Raw genomic sequence first — 26737 nt, 5'->3', positions numbered from 1 at the left:
CCATGCCTCCACGGCGGCGGCCCATCCGGCTGCAAACATCATGCCCGCAAAATTTACATGGTTATTGGCCCTTTCCGATGATCGCCGGTAAACGAATGTTGTCAGCTTCCTCCCAAGCCAACGGCTCTGCCTGTCAGGGCGATGACAGACGGGCCGCCCTGACTTTCCGCGGCGCCGAGCTGCTGGCCGATCCATCGGGCGCGCTGCTGTGGCCGGCAGAGGGCATCCTGGCGGTCGCCGACCTGCATCTGGAGAAGGGCTCCGCCTTCGCCGCGCGCGGCCGGATGCTGCCGCCCTACGACACGCGGGCGACGCTGGACCGGCTGGCCGAACTGATCGGGCGCTACCGGCCGGCACGGGTGCTGTGCCTGGGCGACAGTTTCCACGACCGCCGTGCGGCGGAACGGATGGATGGGGCCGACGTCGAGCGGCTGCGCGCACTGACCGCCGCCACCGCCGACTGGGTGTGGATCACCGGCAACCACGACCCCGAACCGCCGCAGGGCTTCGGCGGCCGGGTGGCGGCGGAGCTGTCCGTCGGTCCCCTGACCTTCCGGCACGAGGCGCAGCCCGGCGCGGTCGGCGAACTTTCGGGGCACCTCCACCCGGCCGCGGCCTTGGCGCTGGCCGGACGGCGGGTGCGCGAGCGCTGCTTCGCCCAGGACGGCGCCAAGCTGATCCTGCCGGCCTTCGGTAGTTTCACCGGCGGGCTGAACGTGCTGGACACCGCCTTCGACGGGCTGCTGGGCCCGGCCTTCGAGGTGCTGATGACCGTCCGCGGCCGGATCTACCGTTTCCCCTGCGCCCGCCTGTCGCCGGACCGCGCCCGCTGAGCCGCTGGCCGCAGCGTGAGCGCGGCCTATATCGGTGGGTCCGGAGACGACCAACCGAGCGCCGCGCATGTCAGCCCCCATCATCGTCTGGTTCCGCAACGACCTGCGCCTCGCCGACAACCCGGCGCTGACCGCCGCCGCCCAGGCCTCGGCTGAACGCGGCGCCCCGGTCATCCCGCTCTATGTCCTGGAGGACGAGGACGCCACTCCCTGGGCGCTCGGCGGGGCGCAGCGCTGGTGGCTGCACGGCAGCCTGGAGCGGCTCGCCGCCCGCTGCGCCCACCTCGGCTCGCCGCTGGTGCTGCGGCGGGGCGAGCCGGGCGCCGTGATCGACGCGCTGGTGGCGGAGACCGGAGCGGACTGCGTGCTGTGGAACCGGCGCTATGCGCCGACCTGGAGCGCACGCGACGCCGCGGTCGAGGAGCGGCTGAAGGCGCGCGGAGTCGATGCGCGCAGCTTCAACGCCGGCCTGCTGGCCGAACCCTGGACCGTCGAGAAGAAAAGCGGCGGCCCCTTCAAGGTCTTCACTCCTTTCTGGCGCCATCTGTCGGCGACGCTGGACCCGCCGATGCCGACCCGCGCGCCCTCCGCCCTGAAGGCGCCGCGGACCGCACCGGCCAGCGACGCGCTGGACCGTTGGGGCCTGTTGCCGGCCAAGCCCGACTGGGCGGCGGGGCTGCGCAGGCGCTGGGTTCCGGGGGAGGCAGCGGCGCTGTCCCATCTGGCCGATTTCCTCGACGGGCCGGTCGGCGCCTATGCGACGGAACGCGACCGGCCGGACCATGACGGCACCTCCGCCCTGTCGCCCCGCCTGGCCTTCGGGGAGATCGGCCCCCGGCAGGTCTGGCATGCCGCCCGCCATGCCGCCGATGCCCGGCCGGAACTGGCGCCCGGCATCGACGCCTTCCTGCGCGAGATCGGCTGGCGCGAGTTCCAGCATCATCTGCTGCACCATGCGCCGGAATTGCCCGACACTCCGCTCGACCGCCGCTTCGCCGATTTCCCCTGGCGCGAGGATCCGGCCGGCCTGCGGGCCTGGCAGCGCGGGCGCACCGGCTATCCCATCGTCGATGCCGGCATGCGCCAGCTCTGGCAGACGGGCTGGATGCACAACCGGGTGCGGATGATCACCGCCTCCTTCCTGATCAAGGACCTGCTGCTGCCCTGGCAGGAGGGGGAGCGCTGGTTCTGGGACACGCTGGTCGATGCCGACCTCGCCCAGAATGCCGGCAACTGGCAGTGGGTGGCTGGCTGCGGTGCCGATGCCGCCCCCTTCTTCCGGGTCTTCAACCCGATTCTTCAGGGTGAAAAGTTCGATCCCCAGGGCGATTACGTCCGCCGTTACGTGCCCGAGCTGGACCGGCTGCCGCCGCGCTGGATCCACCAGCCCTGGGCCGCCCCGACGGAGGTGCTGCGACAGGCCGGCGTCCGGCTGGGCGACGACTATCCGCGCCCGTTTCTCGACCATGCCGTCGCCCGCGACCGCGCGCTGGCCCATTACAGGGAGCGGAAGGGAAAAGCCGAAGCCGAATCGTGATCGGCGATCTTCATCGAAGAGTCACCGGCACGCCCGCAAACGGTCATGCCCGGCCGCTAGTCTGCCTTCGGCGGCCCGGTGCGGCCGCCCTGTCCCGTCCAGCCTCTCTCGGGTCAGAGCCATAAGGACGCAAGACCGCTCCCCCGCAGTCGACGGACGTCCCGGCCTTACAAAAGGCCCGGCCCCAAAAAGAACAACCGCCACTCGGCAAGGCGGCCCCGGCACCCCCGGGGCCGCTTTTTCCGTGCCGCGTTGCATCGGCGGCCGAAGCGTTATAAAGTAACACCCATGTCTTCGCTCCACGACCACACGCACTGCATCGCCGATGCCCTCACCCGTGCGGACGCGCTGTGCGCCGAACGGGGCGCGCGGCTGACCGCGCTCCGCCGCCGCGTGCTGGAGCTGGTGTGGTCCAGCCACCGGCCGCGCGGCGCCTATGCGATCCTGGAGGATCTCAGCCAGCAGGACGGCAAGGCGGCGGCCCCGCTGACCGTCTACCGCGCGCTGGAGTTCCTGGTCGAACAGGGGCTGGTCCACCGTATCGAATCGCTGAACGCCTATGTCGGCTGCGCCGCGCCCGGAAATGTCCATTCCGGCCAGTTCCTGGTCTGCGAGGCCTGCGGCGACGCCGCCGAGATCGACGATCCCGGCGTCGGCACCGCCATCACCGCCGCGGCGGCCGAGCGCGGCTTCCGTGTCCAGCGCCCCACCGTCGAGGTGCGCGGCCTGTGCAAATCCTGTCAGGAGACTCCCCGTTGAGCGCACCCGCCGCCCCTCCCGCCCGCCTTCCCGTCTCGGTGCTGACCGGCTTCCTCGGCAGCGGCAAGACCACGCTGCTGCAGGCATTGCTGCGCAACCCGGCGATGGCGCGCACCGCCATCGTCATCAACGAGTTCGGCGAGGTCGGACTCGACCATCTGCTGGTCGCCAAGGCGTCGGAGAACATGGTGCTGATGGACAGCGGCTGCCTGTGCTGCACCATCCGCGGCGATCTGGTCGACACGCTGCGCGACCTGTTCCTGAAACGGGTGAAGGGCGAGATCCCCGATTTCGACCGCGTGGTGGTGGAGACGACCGGCTTGGCCGACCCCGCCCCGATCATCCACACGCTGATGTCCGACCCGCTGCTGGCCGCCCGCTTCCGCCTCGACGGCGTCATCGCCACGGTCGACGCGGCGCACGGCTCGCTCCAGCTCGACCGCCAGCCGGAAAGCGTGAAGCAGGCCGCCGTGGCCGACCGCATCGTGCTGACCAAGACCGACGTCGCCACCCCGGCCGCCACCGCCGCCCTGATGCAGCGCCTCGCCGCCATCAACCCGGCCGCGCCGATGATCCCCGCCGCCCATGGCGAGATCGATCCGGCCAAGCTGTTCGACGCCGGGCTGTACAATCCGGAAACCAAGAGCCCCGACGTCGCCCGCTGGCTGCGCGAGGAGGCCTATCGCGACGAACAGGCCAAGGCGCACGGGCATCACGATCACGGGCATGACCATGGGCATGAGCATCACGACCACCACGGCCACGATCACGACCATGGCGACCATTGCGGCCCCGGCTGCGGCCATGACCACGACGACGGCCATCACCATCACCGCGACGCCAACCGCCATGACGACCACATCCGCGCCTTCTGCATGGTGATCGACCGGCCGATTCCCTGGAACGGCTTCGTCGACTTCATGGAGGCGCTGATCGCCCAGGCGGGCGAGAACCTGCTGCGGGTGAAGGGCCTGCTGAACGTGCAGGAAAGCGAACTGCCGGTGGTGGTCCACGGCGTCCAGCACATGTTCCACCCGCCGGTCCGGCTGGAGGACTGGCCCAGCGACGACCATCGCACCAAGCTGGTCTTCATCACCCGCGACGTCGGCCAGCCGGTGATCGAGCCGCTGTTCAACGGGTTGGTCTGGGGAGAGGGAAAGACCGAGGGGTGAGATGAACGGCCTCCGGCCCGACCTCCTGCCGAGCGGGACGGTCGGGCCGGAGGCGGCTCACCGACCCACGTCACGCCGCAACGGACTGTCGCCGACCGCCCACACCCCGCGGTCCGCCGCCTTCGCCCCATCGAACACCAGCCAGCTCTGCCGCCCGTAATGGGGCAGCGGCCGCACAAGGGCGCGCAGGGCGTCAGCATCCGCGGCCGCCACCACCAGGGCCGTCCGCCCATCCGCCGCGCGCGACACCCAGACCCGCGCACTGCCGCGGCCGGCCAGTTCCGCCGGCACCGGTCCGAGCCCGCGCGTCGCCAACTCCCGCGCCACCGCCGCATCGGTGCCCACCAGCAGCACGGGAGCGCTTCCTTCGCCGCCCTCCCGCGCCGCACCGTCCATCAGCCTGCCCGCCAATGTCCGCGCCGCTTCCGCCGCGTCGCCGTCGGCGGCGATCACCCGCTCCGCGCCGGGGCGCAGGGTGACGTCGCGCAGGATCGGCGGCGCCTCTCCCGGCGCCAGGCGGCGGAACAGGTCGAAGCCGGGGTCGACCGACACCGCCCGCACCGCCGCCGCGGCCGGCACGCGCAGCGTCGCCTGCCGGCCGTCGAAGCGGACGGCATGCTCCTCCACCCCGGCCGCGGTCTCCAGCCGCACCGGCACCGTCAAGGCATAGGGCGCGTCCGCGTCCTGCCGCGGGGTCAACGATACGCCGCCGGCGTCGGCACGGGCATCGAGCAGGGTCAGCATCGGTGCTCCACGCCGCTCCACCCATTGGGCGAACAGCCCCCCCAGGTCGCGGCCCGACGATGCCTCGAAGGCATGCCGCAGGTCCGACCAGCCGGCGTTGCCGAAGGCATGGTCGCTCCAGAAGCGGCGGATGCCGGCGTCGAAGGCGCTCCGTCCGACCTCCGCCTCCAGCATGTGGAACAGCATCGCCGCCTTGCCGTAGCCGACGATCTGCGAAGCGTCGTGCGTCTTGGACAGGAACGCGGTCAGCGGGCGGTCGCGCTCGGCCGGCAGGGCGGCATAGTCGCGCAGCCAGTCCAGCCGCATCGCCCGGGCGGCATCGGCGCCGCGTTCGCGCGCGGCGGCATAATCGGCCATGTAGGTGGTCAGCCCCTCCGCCCAGTTGCCGCCCTCGCCCACCCGCACCCCGTTGCCCCACCAGTTGTGCATGATCTCGTGGGTCAGCGACTGGCTGCGGATGAAGGGCAGCGGCAGCACCGCGCGGCCGATGGCGGTCAGGCCGGGGAAGCCCAGCCCCACCGGCGGCGGAACCGAGACGATGCTGAAGCCGTCGAAGGGATAGCGGCCGATGCGGGTGGCGCCGGCGGCGATCGCCTGCTCCGACAGGCCGAGATAGCCGTCGGCCAACCCCTCCTGCTCCGGATGGCGGTAGAGCCGCAGGCGCAATCCTCCCGCCATCCGCTCCTCGACGATCCAGGTGCCGGCGAAGACGGAGGGCTCCTCAACGCTGCGGCTTTCCTCGAACACCGCGCGATAGCCGGCTTCGTCGCGCGTCTCGTCCACCAGCCGCCCGGTGGCGACCGCGACATACGGTGCCGGAACCCACACCGACAGGCGCCAAGTCGGCGGCAGAGTCGGCGGCTCATCGGCTGCCGATGCCGGATCGGGCAGCCAGCCGCCGAGACCCGGCAGGAAGGCGCCCTCCCCATCCAGCGCAAGACCGGTGCCGGCGGTGAAGCCGGGCAGCCGGCCGCCATAGCGGATGGTCAGCGGCTCGCCTCCTTCCGGCCCGTTCCCCTCCGGCACCACCAGCCGCAGCCGGTCGCCGCGCCGGTCCACCGGAACGATCCGGCCGCCGGCCCTGACCTCCTGCAGCGTCAGCGCCGGATCCAGCCGCAGCGACTGCGGCCCGGCCGGCAATGCCAGCCGATCCACCGCCTCCATCCGGCCGGCGGCGGGATCGAGCGTCAGCTCGATGTCGTGATGCAGCGGCGCGGCGGCGGCCGGGACGACCACGCCCAAGGCCAGCGCCGCTGCCGCCAGGGCAACAGCCCGGATGCGCAGGAACGTCATGGCCCTCAAGATGGGCGCCCGACCGGCGGGGTGCCAGCGTGACGCGACCCATGCGCCCGGCGACGAAGCCTCCTCACCCCGGATGGCCGCGCACCCGATCATACAGATCCGACAGCCGGGAATCGCAGATCCCCAGCTGCTTCAAATGCTCCACCGTGTTGGCGAGGTAGTCGATGTTGGGGCCGCGCTGGCCGCAACAGCCGGCGATGCGGCAAACGACCGCGGTCTCGTCCAGGCCCCGGCAATATTGCGGGTGGCTGCGGTCGACGACGAAGCAGCAGGCGTCGACCGTCTCCAGCCCCGCCGCCGACCGGCCGTCGCGCAGGCGCACGCGCAGCATCCTCGGCAGATAGACCCGGTTGTCCATCTCCCGTTCCCACAGGTAATCGAGCGTGGACGGCACCTCCGCCGCGGTCACCCGGAAGACGATGCCCCGGCAGGAGCCGCCGCGGTCCAGCCCCAGCACCAGCCCTGGCCGCTCCGGCGTTCCGCGGTAGCGGTGGGAGGCGACGCAGAAGCTGCGGTGGTATCCCGGCAGGGTTGCCGCATGGCGCTCGGCGAAGGCGAAACCGGGGTTCCACATCAGCGAGCCATAGCCGAACACCCACAGGTCGGTACCGGGTTCGACGGCGATGTCGCCGGTCCAGGCAGGAAGCGGAAGCGGTGAATCGGGAGCCATGGAAGCCGGTCGATGGACTGGAGATGGTGGCGTCGCCGGAGAAACCGGAAGCGAATCGGCGACGGCCGAGCCTAGCATGCGGGTACCGGGGTCGCTATAACGGGACGGAGATGGAACGGACATGCCACCGATGCGACCCACCCCCACCCCTTCCGCACCGCGCCGCCTGCTGACCGGGCGCCGGATCGCGACCGTCCTGGTGCTGATGGCGCTGCTGCTGCCCGCCCTGGCCTATTCGCTGTGGTGGTGGCAGGCGGCCCGCTCCGTGCGGGACGGGCTGGAAAGCTGGGTCGCCGACCAGCGCGCCAACGGAGCGGTGGTGGAGCATGGCGGACTGACGATCCATGGCTTCCCCTTCACCCTGCGGGCCGAGCTGCAGACGCCGCATCTGGCGACCCGCGGTGCCGACTGGCAGGGCGCCCGCCTGGTGGCGGAGGCGGCCCCCTGGAACCCGACCCGCATCGCCCTGGCCTTTCCCGGCGAGCAGCGGCTGTCCGTCGTCCAGCCCGGCCAGCCGCCGATCGACATCCTGGCCCCCCAGGGGGGCACCGGCGACCTCGTCATGCGGCTGTCGGGGACGCTGGAGCGACTGGCGCTGCGATTCACCGGCCTGACCGCGCAGGTCGCCGGCCAGCCGGTGCCGGTCGCCGCCCTGGATATCGGAGCCGCCCAACCGGACCGGCCGCCGGCCGAGCGCACGACCGCCGGCCTGACCCTGACGCTGACCGCCGACGGCCTGACCCTGCCCGACGGCATGCCGCCGACGCTGGGCCGCGAGGTGAAGCGGACGGAACTGACCCTGCGCATCATGGGAACCCCGCCCCGGCCGGAACCCGCCAGCCTGTCGGCCTGGAGCCGCGACGGCGGCACGGTGGAGGTCGATCGGCTGGCGCTGGATTGGGGACCGCTGGGCGCGGTGCTGTCGGGCACGCTGGCGCTGGACGCCCAGTTGCAGCCGCAGGCGGCGCTCACCGCGGAAATCCGCGGCGCACCGGCGATCCTGGACGCGATGAAGCCGATGATGCGCCCGAACGAGGCGGCCATCGCCAGAACCGTGCTGGCGATGCTGGCCCGCCCGACCGGCCCGAACGGCGAGCCGGTGGTCACCGCCCCGGTCACCGTGCAGGACCGCGCCCTGTTCGTCGGCCCGCTGCGCGTCGCCGCCCTGCCCAAGCTGGTCTGGTGATCCCCCTGCCGTGACAAGCGTCGGACGGTCCCGGCGCCGACCGGCGGAAATGCAACAGGTGCCGGGCGACATGACGGTTCCGTGAACCGGCCCTCTTGTTTCACACGGCGCATCGGGTCAAATTGACGCAGTCCCTGTCGCGGCTGCCATGGTGCGTCGGTCGATGTGTCGGTTTCTTGCCTATTGCGGCGAGCCAGTGTTCCTGGAAACACTGGTCTGCACGCCCTGCCATTCCCTGATCGAACAGTCGATGCACGCCGCGGAGGCGAAGACAGAGACCAACGGCGACGGTTTCGGTGTCGGCTGGTACAGCGAGCGGACCGAACCCGGCCGCTATTGCGAGATCCGGCCGGCCTGGTCGGACGAGAACCTGCAGTCGATCTGCAACCATGTCCGCTCCCACCTGTTCTTCGCCCATGTGCGGGCGGCGACCGGCACCGCGGTCAGCCGGGCCAACTGCCACCCGTTCAAGGCCGGCCGCTTCCTGTTCATGCACAATGGACAGATCGGCGACTGGCCCCGCCTGCGCCGCCGGGTGGAGGCGATGATCCCGGACGAGCTGTACAGCACGCGCACCGGCACCACCGACAGCGAGGCCATCTTCCTGGCCGCCCTGGGCCAAGGGCTGGAGCGCGATTCGGTCGGCGCCTTCCAGCGCGTGCTGCATGCCGTCCGCGACGAGATGCGGGCGCTGGACATCACCGCGCCGTTGCGCTTCACCGCCACCTGGACCGACGGCGAGCGGGTGTGGGCGGTACGCTGGGCGTCCGACGACAAGCCGCCCAGCCTCTACTGGCGCCGCGGCGACAATGGCCTGATCGTGGTGTCGGAGCCGGTCGACGCCCAGCGCGACCAATGGCGCCGCGTGCCGCCCAGCGGCGGCCTGGTGGCGCGCATCGGCGCGGCACCGGAGATGTTCACCTTTCACTGATGCGGGGGCCATCGGCAGGGGTGCGCCTCACCCCTCCAGCAACCGCTCCTTCGGCAGCAGGATCGTCACCGCCGTGCCCCGTCCGGGCGCGCTGTCGACCTCCACCCCGCCGCCATGCAGCTCGGCGAAGCGCCGGACGATGGGCAGCCCCAGACCGACCCCCTCATGCCGGCGGACCAGCGAGCGTTCGGCCTGGGTGAAGGGATTGAAGATGCGGCCGATCAGTTCGGTCGGAATGCCGGGACCGTCGTCGCGCACGGTCAGGCCGACGAAGTTGCCGCGATCCTCCACCGTCAACGCGACATGGCCGGCGGGCTGGGTGAACTTCACCGCATTGTCCAGCAGGTTCAGCACCATCTCGCGCAGCCGGCGTCGGTCGATGCGCATGCGGAAGGGCGGACAGGGACGGACGGCCACCGTCAGCCGCTTCGCCGCCGCTTTCGGCGCCAGCATGTCGCTGCAGCCGGCCAGCAGCTGGGGGATGTTGACGTCGCTTTCCTGGATCTCGATGGAGCCGGTGGAGCCGCGCGTGTAGTCCAGGATGTTGTTGACCATGGTCAGCAGCGACCGGCCGCTTTCCTCGATCAGCTTCACATATTCCAGGTAGTCGGGATGGCCCAGCTTGCCCATCCCCTCGCCCGCCAGCACGTCGGCGAAGCCGATGATGGAGTTCAGCGGCGTGCGCAGCTCGTGGCTCATCACCGCCAGGAAATCCAGCTTGGCACGGTCGGCCTTGCACGCCGCCTCCAGGGCATCCGACAGTTCGGCGGTGCGCTCCGACACCCGGCGCTCGAGTTCGCGGTTCTGTTCCGCGGCGCGGCGGTAGAGCTTGCGGATCTCCACCATGTTGCGGACACGGTGCAGCAGCTCCCAGGCGATGAAGGGCTTGGTCAGGAAGTCGTTGGCGCCCAGTTCCAGCGACTTGCGCCGGGTTTCCTGGTCGGTCTGGGCGGTCAGCACCAGGATCGGAACGTGATCGTCGCCGAAGATCGGCTTCAGCAGTTCCATCAGGTCGAAGCCGCTCATGTGCGGCATGCGGATGTCGATCAGCAGCAGGTCGAACGGCTCCGCCGCGCAGAGATCCGGCACCCGGCGCGGATCGGTTTCGCCGCGCACCCGGCTGTAGCCGTCATGACTCAGGATTTCCCGCAGCAGTTCGACGTTGGACGGATTGTCGTCCACGATCAGGATGCTCGCGTCCTTGACCTGCTGGGCGAGCGCCGGGTCGATCTGGCTCCTGTTCATCGGGAGCATGCACCTTTGAACCGCGCGAGTAGGCAAACAGAGTTGCCTCTGAACGAATCGAATGCAATTGAAATTATCGGTCGAGATGGTTGAGCATAATGATCGTGATGCGACAAGCCACCCGATCCGGCCGCCCGTCAGGCCCGCTTTTCCCAGCCGCCGCGATCGGTTTGCTGCCAATAGGTCAGGCTGTGCCCGGCCGCCTTGCAGGCCTTCCAGCGCTGGCGGGCGGCCAGCACCGCTTCGTCGTCGTTGCCGTCGAACAGGTCGCAGACGAGGTCGAAACCGTCCATCCGGTCGCTGACGCAGCCGTCCACCGTGACCAGCACGGTGGCGCCGTTCGGATTCTCGTCGGCATCGGTCAGCCACACCGGCTGACGGTCGGCGAAGCCGTCGCGCGCCGCCCCGTGCGGCAGGAAGGAGCCGGGATCGAAGGTCCACAGATGCTGGTTCAGCATGTCCACCCGCTCGGCCGAGCCGGCCAGCACGACGGCACGCCAGTTCCGCTCAAGAACCTTCTCCAGGATCTTGGGCAGCGCCTGCTCCATCGTGCGCCGTTGCAGGTGGTAGAAGCGGACTTCGGTCATGGCCGGACCAAGCACGCATTCCCTCTCCCCCCCGGGGAGAGGGTTGGGGTGAGGGGGATGCGCTGCGTGGCCTTGCAAAGCACGCGAAGCCTCCGCTCAACCCCATCGATCCTGCCATGCTTCCCCCTCACCCCGCCCCTCTCCCCGCTTTCGGCGGACCTATGGTCCGCCTGTCGCGTCAGCGCAAACGAAGTTTGCGCGTGAGCGGGGGGGAGAGGGGGCAGAGGGGCCGCTTCGGAACGGCACATCTCAAGCCTCGTGGAATTCCGCCACGAACCGGTCGAGCAGACGGACGCCGAAGGCGGAGGCCCCCTTCGGCACGGTCGCTCCGTCCTTCTTCGCCCAGGCCACGCCGGCGATGTCGATGTGCGCCCACGGCACCTCGTTGACGAAGCGCTTCAGGAACTGCGCGCCGACGATGCTGCCGGCCCCGCCGCCCGACCCGGTGTTCTTCATGTCGGCGGCCGGCGACTCGATCTCCTTGTCGTAGGCGTCGCCCAGCGGCATGCGCCACACCGGCTGGCCCACCTTCAGGCCGGCGGCCGTCAGGTTCATGGCGAGGTCGTCGTCATTGGCGAACAGGCCGGCATGCTCATGACCCAGCGCGACGATGACGGCGCCGGTCAGGGTGGCGAGGTCGATCATCAGCTTGGGCTTGTAGACGTCCTGGGCGTACCACAGGCAGTCGGCCAGCACCAGACGGCCTTCGGCGTCGGTGTTGATGACCTCGATGGTCTGGCCCGACAGCGAGGTGACGATGTCGCCCGGACGCTGCGCCGTGCCGGACGGCATGTTCTCCACCAGGCCGACGATGCCGATGGCGTTGACCTTCGCCTTGCGGGCGGCCAGCGCGTACATGGTGCCGATCACGGTGGCGGAGCCGCCCATGTCCCACTTCATGTCCTCCATGCCGGCCGCACCCTTGATCGAGATGCCGCCGCTGTCGAAGGTCACGCCCTTGCCGATGAAGGCGACCGGACGCTTGTCGTCGGCCTCCGGGTTGCCGTTCCAGCGCATGACGACGACGCGCGGCTCGAAGGCGCTGCCCTGGGCGACGCCCAGCAGGGCGCCCATGCCGATCTTCCGCAGCTTCTTCTGGTCGAGGATCTCGACCTCGACGCCGAACTGCTCCAGCTCCTTCGTCTTCTCGGCGAGGCTTTCCGGATAGATGACGTTGGCCGGCTCCGACACCAGATCGCGGGTGAAGCGGATGGCGTCGGCCAGCGTGTCCAGCTTCTTGAAGGCGGCCTTGGCGGCGCCGTCGTCCTCGACCAGCAGCGTCAGCTTGCGCAGGCTGGGCTTCGGTTCCTTCTTGTCGGACTTCCTGTCGTTGGTCCGGTACTTGTCGAACTTGTAGCTGCGCAGCTGCGCACCGAAAGCGACCTCGGCCGCCGCGGCGGCCGGCGACAGCGTGGCGCCCTCCGGCAATTCGACCAGCAGCGACGCCTCGTCGGCGACCTTGTCCAGAGCCACGGCGACGGCGCCTCCGGCGGCCTGGAGGATCAGGTCGGTCAGGTCGGCGCTCTTGCCGATGCCGACCAGCAGGATGCGGTCGAGTTCGGTCCCGGCCGGAGCGAGCAGCGTCAGCGTCTCGTCCTTCTTGCCGTTGAAGCGGGCGGCGGCCATGGCGCGGGCCAGCGCCCCGCCGGTCTTCTGGTCCAGCTCGCGCCCGATCAGGCCGAGGCTGCGGTCGGCGGCGACGGTCACGGCGAGCACGCCGGACGCCGGCAGGGACGGCTTGGCGAAGGAGAACTTCATCTGGTCCTCTTGAGGATTGGGCGGATGCGCCCGGATGGCTGCGGCGGCGGAAAGCCTACTCCACCGATAAGGAGCGCGCCACCCCGGCTGTCAAGGCCAGGGATGAGCAGCAGCGCCGGGCGGAGCTATACCCCCACCCCAACCCTCCCCCGCTCTTAGCGGACCTACGGTCCGCCTGCCGCGTCAGCACAAAGCATAGCTTTGTGCGAGAGCTGGGCGGAGGAGGGGGCAAGTGCCTGTTCGGTAAAGCGGCGGCAGTTCCTCCCCCGCCCAGCGGGGGAGGCTAGGTGGGGGCAACACCTCCCGCCTTACTCACGCATCGATCGCCTTGCCCAGCTCGACCGGATCCACCTCGCCCTGCTCCAGCCCGACCTCCGACACGCTTTCCTCCGACACCGTCTCCTCGGCGCGGCGCTCCAGCACGGCGGCGAAGAAGCCATCCGTATCGTGGCAGGCGGGCGTCAGGCGCAGGTACGGACCTTCGACCGGCGGCGCCCCGGCCTCCTCCTCCGCCCACACCTCGCTGACCGGCTTCACGATGAAGTCGTGGTGGGTCTGCAGGAAGGCTTCGACCTGCGCCTCGTTCTCGTCATGCAGCATGGAGCAGGTGGCGTAGATCAGCCGCCCGCCCGGCTTCACCAGCCGCGCGGCGCTGTCCAGGATGTTGGCCTGCAGCGGCAGGAGCTGCTCCAGCCCGGGACCGAGCTGGCGCCAGCGGGCGTCCGGGTTGCGGCGCCAGGTGCCGGTGCCCGAGCAGGGGGCGTCGACCAGCACCCGGTCGAACTTGCGCTTGTGGCGCTTCACCCAGGGATCCCGCTCGCTGGTCAGCGGATGGGCCTCGATGTTGTGCAGGCCGGCGCGGCGGAAGCGCTCGGCGGCGCGTTTCAGGCGCTTGTCCAGCACGTCGCAGGCGACGACGCGGCCCTTGTTCTTCATCAGCGCCGCGATCGCCAGCGTCTTGCCGCCGGCGCCGGCGCAGAAATCCACCACCTGATGGCCGGGTTTCGGCGCCACCGCCAGCGCCACCAGCTGCGAACCCTCGTCCTGGATTTCGACCAGACCGTCCTTGAAGGCGTCGACGCTGCCCAGCGGCGGCCGGCCCTTCACCCGCAGGCCCAGCGGCGACCATTGCGTGGTCTCCGCCGTGATCTGCGCCTTGGCCAGCGCCTTGATCGCGCTCTGCTGGTTGGCCTTCAGCGGGTTGATCCGCAGGTCGAGCGGAGCCGCCTCCAGCAGCTTCTCCATCTCCACCCCGAAGCGGTCGCCGAGCGAGGCGCGCATCGGCCCCTCGGCCCACTCCGGACACTCCACCCGCACCGTCTCCGGCATGTCGGGATGGTCCATCGTATGGCTTTCCAGCTTGCCGACCAGCGCCAGCTCGTCATCGGTCAGGCGGGCCGGGGCGAACTTGCCGCCGCTGAACATCTCCAGCACCACGCCGGCATTGCGGTTCTCTTCCAGCAGCAGATAGCCCAGGACGCGCGCGCGGGGGGTGGCGCGCTCGTAGCCGCCGCGCTCGATCCACCAGCCAAGCCGCGCGTGGCGCCGCAGGATAGCATAGGCCATCTGGGCGACGGCGGTGCGGTCCTTCGACCCGATGTAGCGGCGGTTGCGGAAATAGGCGCTCATCACCGCGTCGGCGGGGCGAGGGGTCTCGTCGATCTCGGTCAGCAGATCGATGACCGCCTGGAGGCGGGCGGCGGGTGTCATGGCGTCTGGTCCCTTGGGGTGTCACATGGCGGCGAACAGGACCGGCCGCCCGCATGGTCCGCAAGGCAGGATACGGGTTGCAGGATACGGGCTGTCGACGGTCGTTCGCGTATGGGCTGTCGATACCGCGTTTGCCGCCCGCTGTCACGCCTTGCCGCCGCGCGGCTGCCGCGCTCGACACCCGGACCGTCCCAATCCGGCCCCACCCGTGACAAGCGGCCGCGACCTATCCGAAAGTTCAGGTTGGGGATTGACGACTCGGGCCTTGCACCGGCACAAACGTTCGGGTGATGTGACCTTATCGTGACCGGACCGCCAGCCTGGCCGGACGGCCGGGGGTCTTCGACGGACAAATTCGGATGCTGGTGGCGGAGTGCGCGATGGCGGCTGCGGCTGGGGTGGCGTGTGCGCGTGACATGAAGCGGGCCGGGCGGCGGCTCACCCGGCTGGCGCTGACGGGCGGCCTGCTGGCGACGCTGGCGGCTTGCGCCGGAACCGCCCCGACCGTGGAGGGGCAGCGGCAGACGGCCCAGCGGCCGAGCTGGGATCAGGTCTCTCCCGACTTCCGCCATCTCGCCGGCTGGATCGACGACGACCATGCCCTGGCGGTTCCGGCGGTGCAGCGCACCTGCGGCTGGGTGAGGAACCAGCCGCCGGGCAAAGCGCTGGGTCAATTGCGCGCCGCCGGCACCACCGACGACTGGCGCGCCATCTGCGCCGCCGCCCGCGACCTGGCCCCCGGCGACAGCGAGGCGGCGCGCCGCTTCTTCGAAGCCTTCTTCAGCCCGCGCGACGTCAGCAACGGCGAGAACGGCCTGTTCACCGGCTACTACGAGATCGAGCTGCACGGCAGCTGGACGCGGACCGAGCGCTACACCGTGCCGCTCTACCGCATGCCGGCCCGCGGCAAGCACGGCCTGCCCAGCCGCGCCCGGATCGAGGGCGGCGCGCTGAAGGGCAAGGGGCTGGAGTTGATGTGGGTGGACGACCCCGTCGACGCCTTCTTCCTTGAAATCCAGGGCTCCGGCCGGGCGATCATGGCCGACGGGTCGGTGGTCGGCATCCATTACGCCGGCCAGAACGGTCACAGCTATTACCCGATCGGCCGCCATATCATCGACCGCGGTGACGCCACGCCGGAACAGATGTCCTTGCAGACGATCCGGCACTGGCTGAAGGAGCATCCGGCCGAGGCCCAGCGGGTGATGAACCTCAATCCTTCCTACGTCTTCTTCAAGGTGAAGTCCGAGGTCGGCGCCCGCGGTGCCCGCAACATGGAGCTGACCCCCGGCCGCAGCCTCGCCGTCGATGCCGAGCACATCCCGCTGGGCGTGCCGCTCTGGCTGGAGGTGCGCGACGCCCCGGTGCCGGGCGGCGCCATCAACCGGCTGGTGGTGGCGCAGGACACCGGCGGCGCCATCAAGGGGCCGGTGCGCGGCGACCTGTTCTGGGGCCACGGCCCGCAGGCCGAGGAAGGAGCCGGCGTGATGAAAGCGCGCGGCCACTACACCATGCTGGCGCCGCGCAGCCTCTCGGTCGAGACCGCGCAGCGGAAGTGATGACCGAAGGTGATGGAATCAGGCTGGAACGGCTGACCGCCCTGCCCGACCGCGGGGCGGCGCTGGCTGGGCTGGAGGAGATCTTCTTCGCCTCCACCACCCGGACGGAGTTCGCTTCCGATTCCGACCGGGCGGCCTTTCTCGCCACCTGGACCGGCTGGTACGTTGCGGAGGCGCCGCGGGATATCTGGCTGGCCGTGGCGGGCGACGGACAGGTCGCCGGTTACCTCACGGGCTGCAAGGACAGCGCAGGGTCTCCGGAACTGGCGCGGCGCATCCCGAAATACGAGGTCTTCGCCGACCGGTTCGCCGCCTATCCCGCCCATTTCCACATCAACGTCCGGCCGAGTTGGCGAGAGCATGGGCTGGGTCGCCGGCTGGTCGACCGCTTCGCCGAGGATTGCCGCGCCGACGGCCTGCCCGGCGTGCATCTGGTCACCGCCGCCTTCGCCCGCAATGTCGAATTCTACCAGCGCGCCGGCTTCACCGACGCCTGCCAGCGCGGCCCCCTGCTGTTCCTCGGCCGCCGCCTCGACACCTGACTCCGATGGCACCGCTGTGCTAGGCAGGACCATCACCTTGCCCGAAAGCCCGTCGCCCGAAAGCCCATCGCCATGACCCGCCCGCCCCTGCTGATCGAAAGCCCGCAGAACCCGCAGTTCAAGCTGTGGGAGTCGGCGCTGGAAAGTCGCGGGCTGAAGAAGAACGGCAAGTTCCTGCTGGCCGGGCTGAAGACGGTACCGGAGGCGCTGCGCCACCATCCCGGGCGCTTCGAGCGCCTGCTGTTCACCGATCCGGCGCAGGTCGCGGGTTGGCGCCTGCCGGCGGGGGTGGAACCGGTGCAGCTGGCCCCCGTCCTGTTCCGGACGCTCGACGTGTCGGGGACCGGTTTCCCGCTGCTGGTCGGCACGGTGCCGAAGATGCCGGCCATCGACCTGTCGCAGCCGCCGCAAGGGCTGGAGCTGCTGTGCGCGCTGGGCGACCCCAGCAACCTGGGCGCCCTGCTGCGCAGCGCCGCCGCCTTCGGCGTGTCGCGGATCGTGCTGCTGGAGGGGGCGGCCCATCCCTTCCACCCCAAATGCCTGCGGGCGGCCTCCAACGCGCAATTCGCCCTGACCCTGCTGCGCGGGCCGCGCTGGGCGGCGGTGAACGACGCGGCGGGACCGCTCTATGCCCTGGATGGCGGCGGGGAAGACCTGACGCGCTTCGACTGGCCGGCGGACATGCGGCTGATCCTGGGCGAGGAAGGCCAGGGCGTGCCGGCCGATTGTCCGGCCCTGCGGCTGTCGGTGCCGACCACCGGGGCGGTGGAGTCCCTGAACGCCACGGTGGCGGTCAGCGTGGCGCTGTTCGCGCGGTATGCAGCGGTCGGAAACGGTTAAGAGGCAATCGAAGCCTGCCCCATCACCGATGCCAGCACCTGCGCCACCTGATCCGACCCATAGGGCTTCTTCAGGACCGGCACGGTTGAAAACCGCTCCGGCACCGCGGCGGATTCGCCGTACCCCGTCGCGAAGACGAAGGGGATGCCCAGTTCCCGCAGCCGTTCGGCGACGGCGAGCGACGTCTCGTTGCCCAGGTTGACGTCCAGCACGCCCACCACCGGCGGGTCCTCCTCGATCAGGCGCAGGGCATGGCGGACGCCGGAGGCGGTGTTGACGCGGCTGGCATCGAAGCTCAGCAACACGTCTTCCGTCGCCATGGCGATGATCATGTTGTCCTCCAGCAGCAGGACCGGACCGCCGATGGAGAAATCCGCGTCGGGCATCGGCAGACTGCGCCGGCCGCCGCTCGGCAGGCTGGAGGCGATGGTGACGAAGCGGGCCGGGATCATGAAACGCGCCCGCAGGCCCGACAGGGCATAGCTCACCTCCGCCTCGCCCTGCAGGTCATGGGGAAGGGAGCGCTCGATCACCGTGGTGCCGAAGCCGCTGCGCGTTGGCGCCCGCACCGGCGGGCCGCCATTCTCCTGCCAGTCGATCAGCAGCCGCCCCCCTTCGTCGATCGACCAGTCGATCTCGACCCAGCCGCCGCTGTCGCTGAGCGCGCCGTATTTGGCCGAGTTGGTGGTCAGCTCATGCACCACCAGCGCGAAGACGGAGAAGGCCTGCGGCGCCAGCATCACCTCCGGCCCGGTCAGCCGCACCCGCTCGCTCTTGGGCGACAGATAGGCGCCGATCTCCGCCAGGATCAGGACGCGCAGCGACGCCGGACCCCAATTGTCGGCGGTTATCTGGTCATGGGCGCGGGCCAGCGCCTCGATGCGGCCGGCGACGATGGAGGCGAATTGCTGCACCGTCTCCGCCCCGCTCTCGCTCTGCCGCACCAGGGCGCGGACGAGGCTGAGGATGTTGCGGACCCGGTGGTTCAGTTCGGCGATCAGCAATTCCTGCCGTTCGGTCGCCTCCTTGCGGGTGCGGCCGGCGACGTCGGCCAGCCGCAACACCACCTCCAGCAGGGTCACCCGCAGAGATTCGGCATTGCGCTCGTCGAGTTCGGACCAGGGCTTCGACCGCCCGCGCACGGTCTCCTTCCAGGCCTCGAAGCTCTTGCGCGGGGTCAGACGCGGGCCGTTGGGGCCATATTGCGCCGGCTTGGTCGGGTCGCCGCCCCAGGTGACGGTGCGAACCAGCTCCTTGCGGAAGAAGACCAGATAGTCGCGCGGCGTGCGCGACACCGGGATCGCCAGCAGGCCGCAGGCCCGTTCGGTGAAGTCGCGGGCCGGCGGATGGACGGCTCCCAGCTCGTCGGTGCGATAGACCTTGCTGGGCGGCGTCCGGTGCAGGAAGCGCATCACGGCTTGCGTCTCCTCCCGCGTCGGCGTCTCCCCCTCCAGATGCAGCTGGTCGTCGATGCAGCAGGCGAAGCCGTCGCAGTCAATCAGCGTCCGCAGTTCGGCCCCGAAGGTGAGCAGGTTCTCCAGCGGCGATTCGCTGTCGGCCAGCATGGACATGATGCGGACATGGGCACGGCGCGCCTGCGCCTCCTGCTGGCTTTCCTGCTCGCGCTCGCGGCCTTCCAGCAGGAGCGAGACCATCTGGCCGAACAGCTCGGCGGTGGTGCGCCGCTCGAAGGACAGCGAACGGGCATGGCGATGGTGGCAGGCGAACAGGCCCCACAGCTTGCCGTGCCGCAGGATCGACACCGACAGCGAGGCGCTGACCCCCATGTTGCGCAGATACTCGACATGGATCGACGACACGCTGCGCAGCAGGCTGAGCGACAGGTCCAGCGGCTGCCTGAGGGGATCCAGCGCCGGGACCACTGGCACGGGCTGCGCATTCACGTCGGTGATGCAGCGCAGCCAGCTCCGTTCATACAGGCGCCGTGCCTGCTGCGGGATGTCGGAGGCCGGATAATGCTGGCCGAGGAAGCTGCCGATGCCGTGCACCGCCGATTCCGCGATCACCTCCCCCGCGCCGTCGGAAGCGAAGCGGTAGACCATCACCCGGTCGAACCCGGTCAGCGCCCGCATCTGGCGCGCCGCCTCACGGCAGAAGGCGTCGAAGCCGCGGGTGTTCTGGACCCGCGCGATCATCGAGCGCAGGAGGGATCCCGTGTCCTGCGGCCCGTCCCCCTCGCTCGGCTCCGCCTCGATCACGATGGTGGAGCCGGACAGATGGACGGCGACGTCGCAGACCGGGGTGATGTCCGACAGCCGCAAGCCGAAGGCGCGCTCGACGCTGCCGTTGATGTGGGCGACCTGAAGCCGGCCGCGGATGGTGTGCAGCGCTTCGCCCGAGATCACGCGGGCAAGCGGATGGCCCAGCAGATCGTCGGGCTCCACCCCCAGCCAGCGGCCGATGTTGGCGGAGACGTGCAGGACGATCCAATCGGCCGTGACGGCGATCAGGAAACCGGTGGGCTGGATAAGACCCAGCTGGTGGATGGGCTCCCGGTCACAATCGGTGAGGTCGACAGACCCCCTAGAAACCGGGCCGCTCATCGAGCGAAGACTTCGGACAAACGCGACCTCAAGCGGAAGCTGGACCGGCGGCGTTTGTCACGCGCTGCCAAGGGATCTGATCAACAATTTAGGCACGACGATGGACCACTGCAACGCTCCAAAATGGCTATTCCTATGCTCGCGTTAAGCCTCATTAACTTAACCTATGATAAGATCTGAAAACCTCGCGCGTAATTTGGCTTTCTATCTGTAGCTAGGCGGGAGAGTGCCGAAATCCGACGCAAGTACTTTCAAACCCGAAATGGGCGGCGCACCGGCGGGGCGGCGCCAGCCCCAAAAATCCGCAATGGGGAGTTTCAGCAACGGCGGGCTGCCCGGAAGCCGGCGGCAACGCAGGATGCCGGCCGTTCCCATCAATCATCGGGTTCCGCCATGACCATTTCGTCCGCCACTCCGCCCACCATCCCGGACGAGCGCATCCGCATCCGTGAGGTCACGCTGCTGTCCGACGACTGGTATGTGCTGAAGAAGACGATCTTCGACTATCGCCGCCGCGACGGCAGCTGGCAGACCCTGAGCCGCGAGACCTATGACCGCGGCAACGGCGCCGCCCTGCTGCTGTACGATCCGGCCCGCGGCACCGTCCTGCTGACCCGGCAGTTCCGTTTTCCGGCCTATGTCAACGGCCATGCGGAACCGCTGCTGGAGGTGTGCGCCGGGCTGCTCGACGACCGCAGCCCGGAGGAGGCGATCCGGGCCGAGGCGGCGGAGGAGCTGGGAGTGTCCGTCCAGGCGCCGCGCCGGGTGTTCGATGCCTTCATGAGCCCGGGTTCGGTGACGGAGCGGCTGGCCTTCTTCGTCGCCGAATACCGCGCCGCCGACCGCAGCGGGGCCGGGGGAGCCGGCGGCGGCATCGCCGAGGAGGGCGAGGACATCGAAGTGGTCGAGTTGACCTTCGCCGATGCCCTTGCCATGGTCGGCAGCGGGGCGATCCTGGACGGCAAGACCATCATGCTGCTGCAGTATGCCGCCCTTCACGGCCTGCTGCCGCGGTGACGGCACCCGCCGGCCCCGCCGGACCGGGCGATACGGACGGGGACCGGATGATCGACGACGGCGACCTGGATTGGGAGGACATCCGCGCCTTCCTGGCCACGGCCCGCAGCGGCAGCCTGACCGCGGCGGCACGGCGCCTGCGGCTGAGCCCGCCGACCCTGGGCCGCCGGCCGAAGCGGCTGGAAGACGCGCTGGGCGGCCCGCTGTTCGACCGGCTGCCCAACCGGCTGGAACTGACGGCGTTGGGCCGCTCCGTGCTGGACGGCGCCGCGGCGATGGGCGATGCCGCCGCGGCCTTCGCCCGCCATGCCGACCGCCATGCCGAACGTTCGAGCGCGTCCGCGCAGCCGGTGCGGGTGACGGCGACGACCTCCGTCTCCGCCTTCCTGATCCTGCATCTGCCCGAGCTGCTGGGCGAGACGGGGGCCGACCTGACCATCCTCAGCACCCGCAGCGCCCTGAACCTTGCCCAGCGGGAGGCCGATATCGCCCTGCGCATGGACCGGGTGCCGGCCGAAGGCGATCTGGTCACCCGCCGGCTGGGAGGCTTCGCCTTCACCCTCTATGCGGCGCGGGGCTTGCGCGACGACTGGAGCGGCCGCTGGGACGGCGCGCCGGTGGTCGGGCTGCCGGAGACCCGTCGGCGGCCGTCCCAGGCGGGATGGCTCGACGATACGGTGCGGGACCGCGGCGGGCGGATCGTGGCGCGGCTCAGCGAATTGCCGATGCGCCTCGACGCCGCCCGGCGCGGGCTGGGCCTGACGCTGCTGCCCTGCGTGCTGGGCGATGCCGAACCGGCGCTGGTCCGGGTCGTCGATCCGCCGGCCGCGCTCAGCGAGGACGTTCATCTGCTGGTCCACCGCGACCGGCGCGACGCGCCGGCCGTGGCCGCGGTGGTCGAGGCTCTGGTGCGGCTGTTCCGCCGCCACGCCGCCGCGCTGGCGGGACACTGATCCTCAGCCGCGGCCGGCGATCAGGCTGTCGGCGGCGGCGCGGGCTTCGGCGGTGACGGTGGCGCCGGACAGCATGCGGGCGATCTCCTCGCGCCGCTCGTCGCCGTCCAGCTCGGCGACGCCGGTGGTCACCTGCTCGCCCTTCTGGGACTTCTGCACCTTCAGGTGGACGGCGCCGCGCGCTGCGACCTGCGGGCTGTGGGTGACGACCAGCACCTGCAGCCCATGGCCCAGCGTTTCCAGCCGTTCGCCCACCGCCGCGGCGACGGCGCCGCCGATGCCGGTGTCGACCTCGTCGAACACCAGCGTGCCGACGGTGGAGGTCTGGGCGAGCACCACCTTCAGCGCCAGCATGAAGCGCGCCAACTCGCCGCCCGACGCGATCTTGTTCAAGGCGCCCGGCGGCGAACCGGGGTTGGTGGCGACCTGGAAGGCGACGCGGTCGATGCCGGCCGCAGTCCATTCCGCCTCGCCGAGCGGCTCGACCAGCGTGCGGAACTTGGCCTTCTCCATCTTCAGCGGCGCCAGTTCGCCGGCCACCGCGACGTCGAGCCGGCCTGCGGCCTCGCGGCGGGCGGCGCCCAGCACCTCGGCCGCCTTGTGGAAGGCGGTGCGGGCCTGCTCGGCCTCCTTCGCCAGCTTGGCCAGCAGGTCGCCCTGATCCTCGATCAGCAGCAGCCGGCCGGCCATCTCCTCGCGCAAGGCGGCCAGGGCATCGACGTCCACGCCATGCTTGCGGGCCGCGGCGCGCAGCGCGAACAGCCGCTCCTCCAGCTTTTCCAGCGCGCGGGGGTCCATATCGACACTGCTGGAGGCGGCCTGCAGCGAGGCGATCGCCTCGCCCGCCTCGGTCGCGGCGCGGTCGAGCGCCGCGATCACCGGGTCCAGCGTGCCGGCGGCCCGGTCGGCGATGCGGCTGAGCGTGCGGATGGCCGAGGACAGGGCACGCTCGACACCGCGGTCGCCCGACAGTTCGGCATAGGCGGCGTTCATGCCGTCGACCAGCTTTTCCCGGTGCATCAGCACCGCGCGGGTCTCCGACAGCTCCTCCTCCTCGCCGATCTTGGGGGCGAGCGCATCCAGCTCGGCCACGGCGTGACGGAGATATTCCTCTTCGGACCGGGCGCGGGCGATGTCGGCGGCGGCGGAATGGCGCGCGTCCTCGACCTGTCTCCAGGCACGATGCGCCGCGGCGACCTGCGCCGCCTGGGTCGACAGGCCGGCATAGGCGTCGAGCACGCTGCGATGGGTCTGGGGGTTCAGCAGGCCATGGGTGTCGAACTGTCCATGGACCTCGACCAGTTCGGCGCCCAGCGTCTTCAAGAGACCGACGCCGACCGGCTGGTCGTTGACCCAGGCACGGCTGCGGCCGTCGGTGTTGACGGTCCGGCGGATCACCAGCGCGCCGTAACCGGAGCCGGACTCGCCGGAATCGGCGTCCAGCCCCTGTTCCTTCAGGATGGTGAAGGCCGGGTGGTCTCCCGACAGCTCGAACTCCGCGGTGACGGCGGCCTGATCGGCGCCGTGCCGCACCAGGCCGGAATCGGCGCGCGCGCCGAGCGCCAGACCCAGTGCGTCGAGCAGGATCGACTTGCCGGCACCGGTCTCGCCGGTCAGGGCGCACAGGCCCTTGCGGAAGGACAGGCTCAGCCGTTCGATCAGGACGACGTCCCGGATCGTCAGCGACACGAGCATGGAGCGTCCTAGAACAGGGAGTTCCAGGCTTGATTGAGCCACGACTTCTCGTTTCGCTCGGGACGCAGATTGGCGTCCACCAGCAGTGCGTAGCTGTCCGTGTACCATTCGCTGCCGGGGAAGTTGTGGCCGAGCACGGCCGCGGCGGCCTTCGCCTCGTCGGTCACGCCCAGCGCCAGATAACACTCCACCAAACGGTGCAGCGCCTCAGGCACATGGGACGTGGTCTGGTAGTTTTCAACGACGGCGCGGAACCGGTTGATCGCGGCGGTATACTGATGCTGACGCAGGTAGAAGCGCCCGACCTCCATCTCCTTGCCGGCAAGGTGATCGTTGGTCAGGTCGATCTTCAGCTTCGCGTCGCGGGCGTATTTGCTGTCGGGGAACCGGCGGACCACCTCCGACAGGGCGTCGAGCGCCTGCCGGGTCATCCGCTGGTCGCGGCGCACGTCGGTGATCTGCTCGTAATAGCACAGCGCCCGCATGTAATAGGCGTAGTCGACATCCGGGCTGCCCGGATGAAGCTGGATGAAGCGGTCGAGCGCCAGGATGGCGTCGTCGTATTTCAGGTCCTGGTATTGGGCATAGGCGGCGAGAAGCTGCGCCTTGCTGGCCGCATCCGCATAGGGATGCTGGCGCTCCACCTCGTCGTAGAGCTTCGCGGCCTTCTTGTAGGACTCCTCGCGCATCGCCGCGTCGGCTTCCGACATGAGTTGGTCGGCCGGGCGTTCGACATACGCATCCTCCTTGGTGGAGGAGCAGGCGGACAGGGCGGCGGACAGGAGAATGGCCGTCAGCGGCAGGCGGTACGGGCGAGGAAGCATCGTCGTCTTGGGCGCTTTCGAAGTTGCCCCTGTATAGCACGCCGGGGTGAGGGCGCCGCAAGCGGTAACGCGGGGGTGGGCGATGAGCCCCTCCCCGCCCCGACGGAAAACGGACGGGAAAGCGTCCTATCCGAACAGCGCGTCGATGTCGGCCTGGCTGATGTTGCCGCTGTCCGGGCCGGCTTCGGCCGGGCCGTGCAGATCCAGGTTCTCGTCCTTCTTGGTGACGGACGGCGGCAGCGGCATCGCCTCGAACTCGCGCTTGTTCCACAGGCCCATCATGGCGTCGACGCGCTCTTCGATGAAGGACATGGCGCGGACGACCTTGGTGATGCGCTGGCCGGTCAGATCCTGGAAGTTGCAGGCCTCGTAGATGCGGACGATGACGTCGACCATGTCGTTGACGCGGTCGTTGTGGTAGCCCTCCGGCAGCGAGGACTTCAGTTCCGACACCACCTCTTCCAGCTCTTCGGCGCAGGCCATGATGGTGTTGGTTGCGGCCTCCGTCGCGGCGACGACGGCGCTCAGCTCCTGGCTGGCCTGCTCGAATTTGTCGTCACCGGCCAGCGGGTGGCGGATGGCGGCCATCTCCACCTTGGTCGCCTTGATGCGGCCGGAGATGTCGGCGATCTCCACCTGGATCTGGTCGATCTGCGCCGCGTCCATCGCCAGGAAGCGGTCCAGCTTGGCGCCAAGCTCGCTGACCGCCCGCAGGACCTCGGTGTTGTCGGCCTGGACCACCTGGGTCGGCGCCGGCAGCGTCGCGACCGCCGCGCCGTCTTCGATCAGGGACTGGAACGGATGCCCGGATTTGCGGGCCTTCTGAAGCTCGGCCATGAAAGGCTTGGTCATCTGCTTCATCGTCGGTCGCGCCTCTCGCAAATGGCCGCCTATGGCCTGTGTGTGATGGATGTCTGGTCGCGTGTCGGTGTTCTGCTTTTGGATCGGTTGAACGCGCGCCGCCCGGCCATCGGCCGGCGGAGCGGGATCAATCCGGGGGGAAGGCTCGGCACGAAAATCCCAGCCGTCTGCGTCGGGACGGACCGGCGGGCGCTTACCCGAACAGGGCGTCGATGGCCGCCTGATCCAGCGGTACCGGCGGTTCCGCCGCCGCGGACGGTGGAGGCGCGGCCGGCTTGGACGCTGCCTTGGCCTTCGGCGCGGCACCCGCCGGCTTGGGCACGGGCTTCTTGGCCGGGGCGGGCGCCGCCGGGACCGGCGCATCGAACATGCTGTCGATATCGGCTTGGCTGGCTTTGGCCGGAGCCGCGGCGGGCGCCGGAGCGTCGAACATGCTGTCGATATCGGCCTGGCTGGCCTTGGCCGGAGCCGCGGCGGGCGCCGGAGCGTCGAACATGCTGTCGATATCGGCCTGGCTGGCCTTGGCCGGAGCCGCGGCAGGCGCCGGCGCGTCGAACATGCTGTCGATATCGGCCTGGCTGGCCTTGGGCGGGGCGGACGGCGGAGGCGGTGCCGCGACCGGCGCCGGTGCGGGGGCCGGGCTGTCGAACATGCTGTCGACATCGGCCTGGCTGACGCCGTGGCCGTCCAACTGCGGACCGTTCAGAAGATGGGCGTCGGGACGGCTGTCCGTCTGCTCTTCCTTGACCATGATGCCGGCCAGCCCATCCTCGCCCCAGATGCTGATCATGGCCATGACGCGCTGCTCGATGTAGCGGAGCGCGTTGACGACCTTGCTGGTGCGCTGGCCGGTCAGATCCTGGAAGGAGCAGGCGGTGAAGATGTCGTTCACCTGCGTGTCGATGTCGCTGCAGATCGACGGATCGGCGCCGCCGGCCCGCAGCTTGCCCGACAGGTCCATCAGCCGCTCGGCGGCGTTCAGGATCTCGAAGGACGCACGCTCGGTCGAGATGACGATGGCGTCCAGCTCGTTCGTGGCGGACAGGATCTTGTCGCCCGATCCGTCCGGTGGCCGCAAGGCCGCCACTTCCCGTCTGGCCTGCTCGATCGAGGCGGCCATTTCCATCAGTTCGCGGCGCAGGACGCCGACGTGCTTGCCGGCCTCCACGGCCTCGTTCTGCCGGCTCCAGGAATCGCGGAACTCCTGGAGCATGGCGCGCACCTCCTCCGTTGCGGCCCCGAGGGACCGCCGGTGGAGCCGCCGCAGGAACGCCCTGCCCTTCGCCGATCGGGCGATGGCGTCCTCGATCTGCTCGAATTCCTCATCGGACAGCTGCGGAAGCTGCTCCAAACCGGTCCACTCCCCAAACTGGATTCGCCAGCCGCTCCGATGACCCGGACATTTTGCCCGGGTGGCGGGCGGCCGATCACCCGGTCCCGATCATCCG

Annotated in this window: 22 protein-coding genes; 11 read left to right on the top strand and 11 right to left on the bottom strand. The window is 70.0% G+C overall.

Annotated features, from left to right (window positions below; genetic code table 11):
• Nucleotides 1-95: 95 nt before the first annotated feature.
• From pdeM to JHL17_RS10765, 4 genes are all read left to right on the top strand, one after another.
• Nucleotides 96-833: a ligase-associated DNA damage response endonuclease PdeM gene (gene pdeM, locus JHL17_RS10780; RefSeq protein ID WP_200192889.1), complete on the top strand. Its 738-nt coding sequence runs from the start codon at nt 96-98 to the stop codon at nt 831-833.
• Between the two features lie 67 nt (nt 834-900).
• A complete protein-coding gene (locus JHL17_RS10775; protein ID WP_200192887.1) occupies nt 901-2370 on the top strand; it encodes a cryptochrome/photolyase family protein in 1470 nt (489 codons plus the stop codon).
• A gap of 288 nt (nt 2371-2658) precedes the next feature.
• Nucleotides 2659-3129 (top strand): Fur family transcriptional regulator, encoded by a 471-nt coding sequence (locus JHL17_RS10770; protein WP_200192885.1) that lies wholly within the window; start codon nt 2659-2661, stop codon nt 3127-3129.
• The gene (locus JHL17_RS10765; RefSeq protein WP_200192883.1) at nt 3099-4301 is read left to right on the top strand and encodes a GTP-binding protein; all 1203 of its coding nucleotides are present in this window, start codon (nt 3099-3101) and stop codon (nt 4299-4301) included. Before JHL17_RS10770 ends, JHL17_RS10765 begins: the two co-directional genes overlap by 31 nt.
• Nucleotides 4302-4358: 57 nt before the next feature.
• On the opposite strand, the gene JHL17_RS10760 is transcribed toward JHL17_RS10765, so the two are convergent.
• On the bottom strand, nt 4359-6338 hold the full coding sequence (locus JHL17_RS10760; RefSeq protein WP_200192881.1) for a M1 family metallopeptidase: 1980 nt from the start codon (nt 6336-6338) through the stop codon (nt 4359-4361).
• A 73-nt stretch (nt 6339-6411) separates the two neighbouring features.
• Nucleotides 6412-7017, bottom strand: a complete 606-nt coding sequence (locus tag JHL17_RS10755; protein ID WP_200192879.1) for a gamma-glutamylcyclotransferase — start codon at nt 7015-7017, stop codon at nt 6412-6414.
• Between the two features lie 130 nt (nt 7018-7147).
• On the opposite strand from JHL17_RS10755, the gene JHL17_RS10750 reads away from it, so the two are divergent.
• Together JHL17_RS10750 and JHL17_RS10745 are read left to right on the top strand one after the other, a co-directional pair.
• Complete coding sequence (locus JHL17_RS10750) at nt 7148-8203, top strand: DUF2125 domain-containing protein (RefSeq protein ID WP_247893447.1); 1056 nt, start codon at nt 7148-7150, stop codon at nt 8201-8203.
• 163 nt (nt 8204-8366) lie between these two features.
• Nucleotides 8367-9134 (top strand): class II glutamine amidotransferase, encoded by a 768-nt coding sequence (locus JHL17_RS10745; protein ID WP_200192875.1) that lies wholly within the window; start codon nt 8367-8369, stop codon nt 9132-9134.
• 27 nt (nt 9135-9161) lie between these two features.
• Here JHL17_RS10745 and JHL17_RS10740 read toward each other — a convergent pair whose 3' ends face one another.
• The 4 genes from JHL17_RS10740 to JHL17_RS10725 all read right to left on the bottom strand — a co-directional run bounded on the left by JHL17_RS10740 (nt 9162) and on the right by JHL17_RS10725 (nt 14434).
• Nucleotides 9162-10379: an ATP-binding response regulator gene (locus JHL17_RS10740; protein WP_200192874.1), complete on the bottom strand. Its 1218-nt coding sequence runs from the start codon at nt 10377-10379 to the stop codon at nt 9162-9164.
• Between the two features lie 137 nt (nt 10380-10516).
• On the bottom strand, nt 10517-10966 hold the full coding sequence (locus JHL17_RS10735) for a DNA polymerase III subunit chi (RefSeq protein WP_200193163.1): 450 nt from the start codon (nt 10964-10966) through the stop codon (nt 10517-10519).
• 249 nt (nt 10967-11215) lie between these two features.
• A complete protein-coding gene (locus JHL17_RS10730) occupies nt 11216-12724 on the bottom strand; it encodes a leucyl aminopeptidase (RefSeq protein WP_200192872.1) in 1509 nt (502 codons plus the stop codon).
• Between the two features lie 312 nt (nt 12725-13036).
• Complete coding sequence (locus tag JHL17_RS10725; protein WP_200192870.1) at nt 13037-14434, bottom strand: RsmB/NOP family class I SAM-dependent RNA methyltransferase; 1398 nt, start codon at nt 14432-14434, stop codon at nt 13037-13039.
• Between the two features lie 380 nt (nt 14435-14814).
• Here JHL17_RS10725 and mltA point away from each other — a divergent pair, with 380 nt between their 5' ends.
• From mltA to JHL17_RS10710, 3 genes are all read left to right on the top strand, one after another.
• The gene (gene mltA / locus JHL17_RS10720; RefSeq protein WP_247893446.1) at nt 14815-15993 is read left to right on the top strand and encodes a murein transglycosylase A; all 1179 of its coding nucleotides are present in this window, start codon (nt 14815-14817) and stop codon (nt 15991-15993) included.
• Nucleotides 15993-16535 (top strand): GNAT family N-acetyltransferase, encoded by a 543-nt coding sequence (locus JHL17_RS10715; protein WP_200192866.1) that lies wholly within the window; start codon nt 15993-15995, stop codon nt 16533-16535. The genes mltA and JHL17_RS10715 overlap by 1 nt, the downstream gene beginning before the upstream one ends.
• Nucleotides 16536-16607: 72 nt before the next feature.
• On the top strand, nt 16608-17375 hold the full coding sequence (locus tag JHL17_RS10710) for a TrmH family RNA methyltransferase (RefSeq protein ID WP_200192864.1): 768 nt from the start codon (nt 16608-16610) through the stop codon (nt 17373-17375).
• Here JHL17_RS10710 and JHL17_RS10705 read toward each other — a convergent pair.
• The gene (locus JHL17_RS10705; RefSeq protein ID WP_200192862.1) at nt 17372-19939 is read right to left on the bottom strand and encodes an HWE histidine kinase domain-containing protein; all 2568 of its coding nucleotides are present in this window, start codon (nt 19937-19939) and stop codon (nt 17372-17374) included. The genes JHL17_RS10710 and JHL17_RS10705 overlap by 4 nt on opposite strands.
• Nucleotides 19940-20332: 393 nt before the next feature.
• Between JHL17_RS10705 and JHL17_RS10700 the strand changes: the two genes are divergently transcribed.
• Together JHL17_RS10700 and JHL17_RS10695 are read left to right on the top strand one after the other, a co-directional pair.
• Nucleotides 20333-20956 (top strand): NUDIX domain-containing protein, encoded by a 624-nt coding sequence (locus JHL17_RS10700; protein WP_200192860.1) that lies wholly within the window; start codon nt 20333-20335, stop codon nt 20954-20956.
• A 47-nt stretch (nt 20957-21003) separates the two neighbouring features.
• The gene (locus JHL17_RS10695; RefSeq protein ID WP_200192858.1) at nt 21004-21909 is read left to right on the top strand and encodes a LysR family transcriptional regulator; all 906 of its coding nucleotides are present in this window, start codon (nt 21004-21006) and stop codon (nt 21907-21909) included.
• 3 nt (nt 21910-21912) lie between these two features.
• Here the strand turns inward: JHL17_RS10695 and recN are convergent, their stop codons facing one another.
• The 4 genes from recN to JHL17_RS10675 all read right to left on the bottom strand — a co-directional run bounded on the left by recN (nt 21913) and on the right by JHL17_RS10675 (nt 26640).
• On the bottom strand, nt 21913-23604 hold the full coding sequence (recN, locus tag JHL17_RS10690) for a DNA repair protein RecN (protein WP_200192856.1): 1692 nt from the start codon (nt 23602-23604) through the stop codon (nt 21913-21915).
• 8 nt (nt 23605-23612) lie between these two features.
• Nucleotides 23613-24428, bottom strand: coding sequence for an outer membrane protein assembly factor BamD (locus tag JHL17_RS10685; RefSeq protein WP_200192854.1), 816 nt, complete (start codon nt 24426-24428; stop codon nt 23613-23615).
• A 126-nt stretch (nt 24429-24554) separates the two neighbouring features.
• Complete coding sequence (locus tag JHL17_RS10680) at nt 24555-25280, bottom strand: hypothetical protein (protein ID WP_247893445.1); 726 nt, start codon at nt 25278-25280, stop codon at nt 24555-24557.
• A gap of 202 nt (nt 25281-25482) precedes the next feature.
• Nucleotides 25483-26640, bottom strand: coding sequence for a protein phosphatase CheZ (locus JHL17_RS10675; protein WP_200192850.1), 1158 nt, complete (start codon nt 26638-26640; stop codon nt 25483-25485).
• Between the last annotated feature and the right edge of the window lie 97 nt (nt 26641-26737).

Source organism: Azospirillum endophyticum, from assembly GCF_016595245.1.
Classification (GTDB): Bacteria; Pseudomonadota; Alphaproteobacteria; order Azospirillales; family Azospirillaceae; genus Azospirillum; species Azospirillum endophyticum.
Note: the sequence above shows the minus strand (reverse complement) of the source record. Positions and strands in the feature narration are given on the sequence as shown.

What these genes read in the sequence shown, in the direction of transcription:
- pdeM (WP_200192889.1), top strand. Translation starts at nt 96, where the DNA reads ATGTTGTCAGCTTCCTCCCAAGCCAACGGCTCTGCCTGTCAGGGCGAT.
- JHL17_RS10775 (WP_200192887.1), top strand. Translation starts at nt 901, where the DNA reads ATGTCAGCCCCCATCATCGTCTGGTTCCGCAACGACCTGCGCCTCGCC.
- JHL17_RS10770 (WP_200192885.1), top strand. Translation starts at nt 2,659, where the DNA reads ATGTCTTCGCTCCACGACCACACGCACTGCATCGCCGATGCCCTCACC.
- JHL17_RS10760 (WP_200192881.1), bottom strand. Translation starts at nt 6,338, where the DNA reads ATGACGTTCCTGCGCATCCGGGCTGTTGCCCTGGCGGCAGCGGCGCTG.
- JHL17_RS10755 (WP_200192879.1), bottom strand. Translation starts at nt 7,017, where the DNA reads ATGGCTCCCGATTCACCGCTTCCGCTTCCTGCCTGGACCGGCGACATC.
- JHL17_RS10750 (WP_247893447.1), top strand. Translation starts at nt 7,148, where the DNA reads ATGCGACCCACCCCCACCCCTTCCGCACCGCGCCGCCTGCTGACCGGG.
- JHL17_RS10745 (WP_200192875.1), top strand. Translation starts at nt 8,367, where the DNA reads ATGTGTCGGTTTCTTGCCTATTGCGGCGAGCCAGTGTTCCTGGAAACA.
- JHL17_RS10740 (WP_200192874.1), bottom strand. Translation starts at nt 10,379, where the DNA reads ATGAACAGGAGCCAGATCGACCCGGCGCTCGCCCAGCAGGTCAAGGAC.
- JHL17_RS10735 (WP_200193163.1), bottom strand. Translation starts at nt 10,966, where the DNA reads ATGACCGAAGTCCGCTTCTACCACCTGCAACGGCGCACGATGGAGCAG.
- JHL17_RS10730 (WP_200192872.1), bottom strand. Translation starts at nt 12,724, where the DNA reads ATGAAGTTCTCCTTCGCCAAGCCGTCCCTGCCGGCGTCCGGCGTGCTC.
- JHL17_RS10725 (WP_200192870.1), bottom strand. Translation starts at nt 14,434, where the DNA reads ATGACACCCGCCGCCCGCCTCCAGGCGGTCATCGATCTGCTGACCGAG.
- mltA (WP_247893446.1), top strand. Translation starts at nt 14,815, where the DNA reads ATGGCGGCTGCGGCTGGGGTGGCGTGTGCGCGTGACATGAAGCGGGCC.
- JHL17_RS10715 (WP_200192866.1), top strand. Translation starts at nt 15,993, where the DNA reads ATGACCGAAGGTGATGGAATCAGGCTGGAACGGCTGACCGCCCTGCCC.
- JHL17_RS10710 (WP_200192864.1), top strand. Translation starts at nt 16,608, where the DNA reads ATGACCCGCCCGCCCCTGCTGATCGAAAGCCCGCAGAACCCGCAGTTC.
- JHL17_RS10705 (WP_200192862.1), bottom strand. Translation starts at nt 19,939, where the DNA reads ATGAGCGGCCCGGTTTCTAGGGGGTCTGTCGACCTCACCGATTGTGAC.
- JHL17_RS10700 (WP_200192860.1), top strand. Translation starts at nt 20,333, where the DNA reads ATGACCATTTCGTCCGCCACTCCGCCCACCATCCCGGACGAGCGCATC.
- JHL17_RS10695 (WP_200192858.1), top strand. Translation starts at nt 21,004, where the DNA reads ATGATCGACGACGGCGACCTGGATTGGGAGGACATCCGCGCCTTCCTG.
- recN (WP_200192856.1), bottom strand. Translation starts at nt 23,604, where the DNA reads ATGCTCGTGTCGCTGACGATCCGGGACGTCGTCCTGATCGAACGGCTG.
- JHL17_RS10685 (WP_200192854.1), bottom strand. Translation starts at nt 24,428, where the DNA reads ATGCTTCCTCGCCCGTACCGCCTGCCGCTGACGGCCATTCTCCTGTCC.
- JHL17_RS10680 (WP_247893445.1), bottom strand. Translation starts at nt 25,280, where the DNA reads ATGACCAAGCCTTTCATGGCCGAGCTTCAGAAGGCCCGCAAATCCGGG.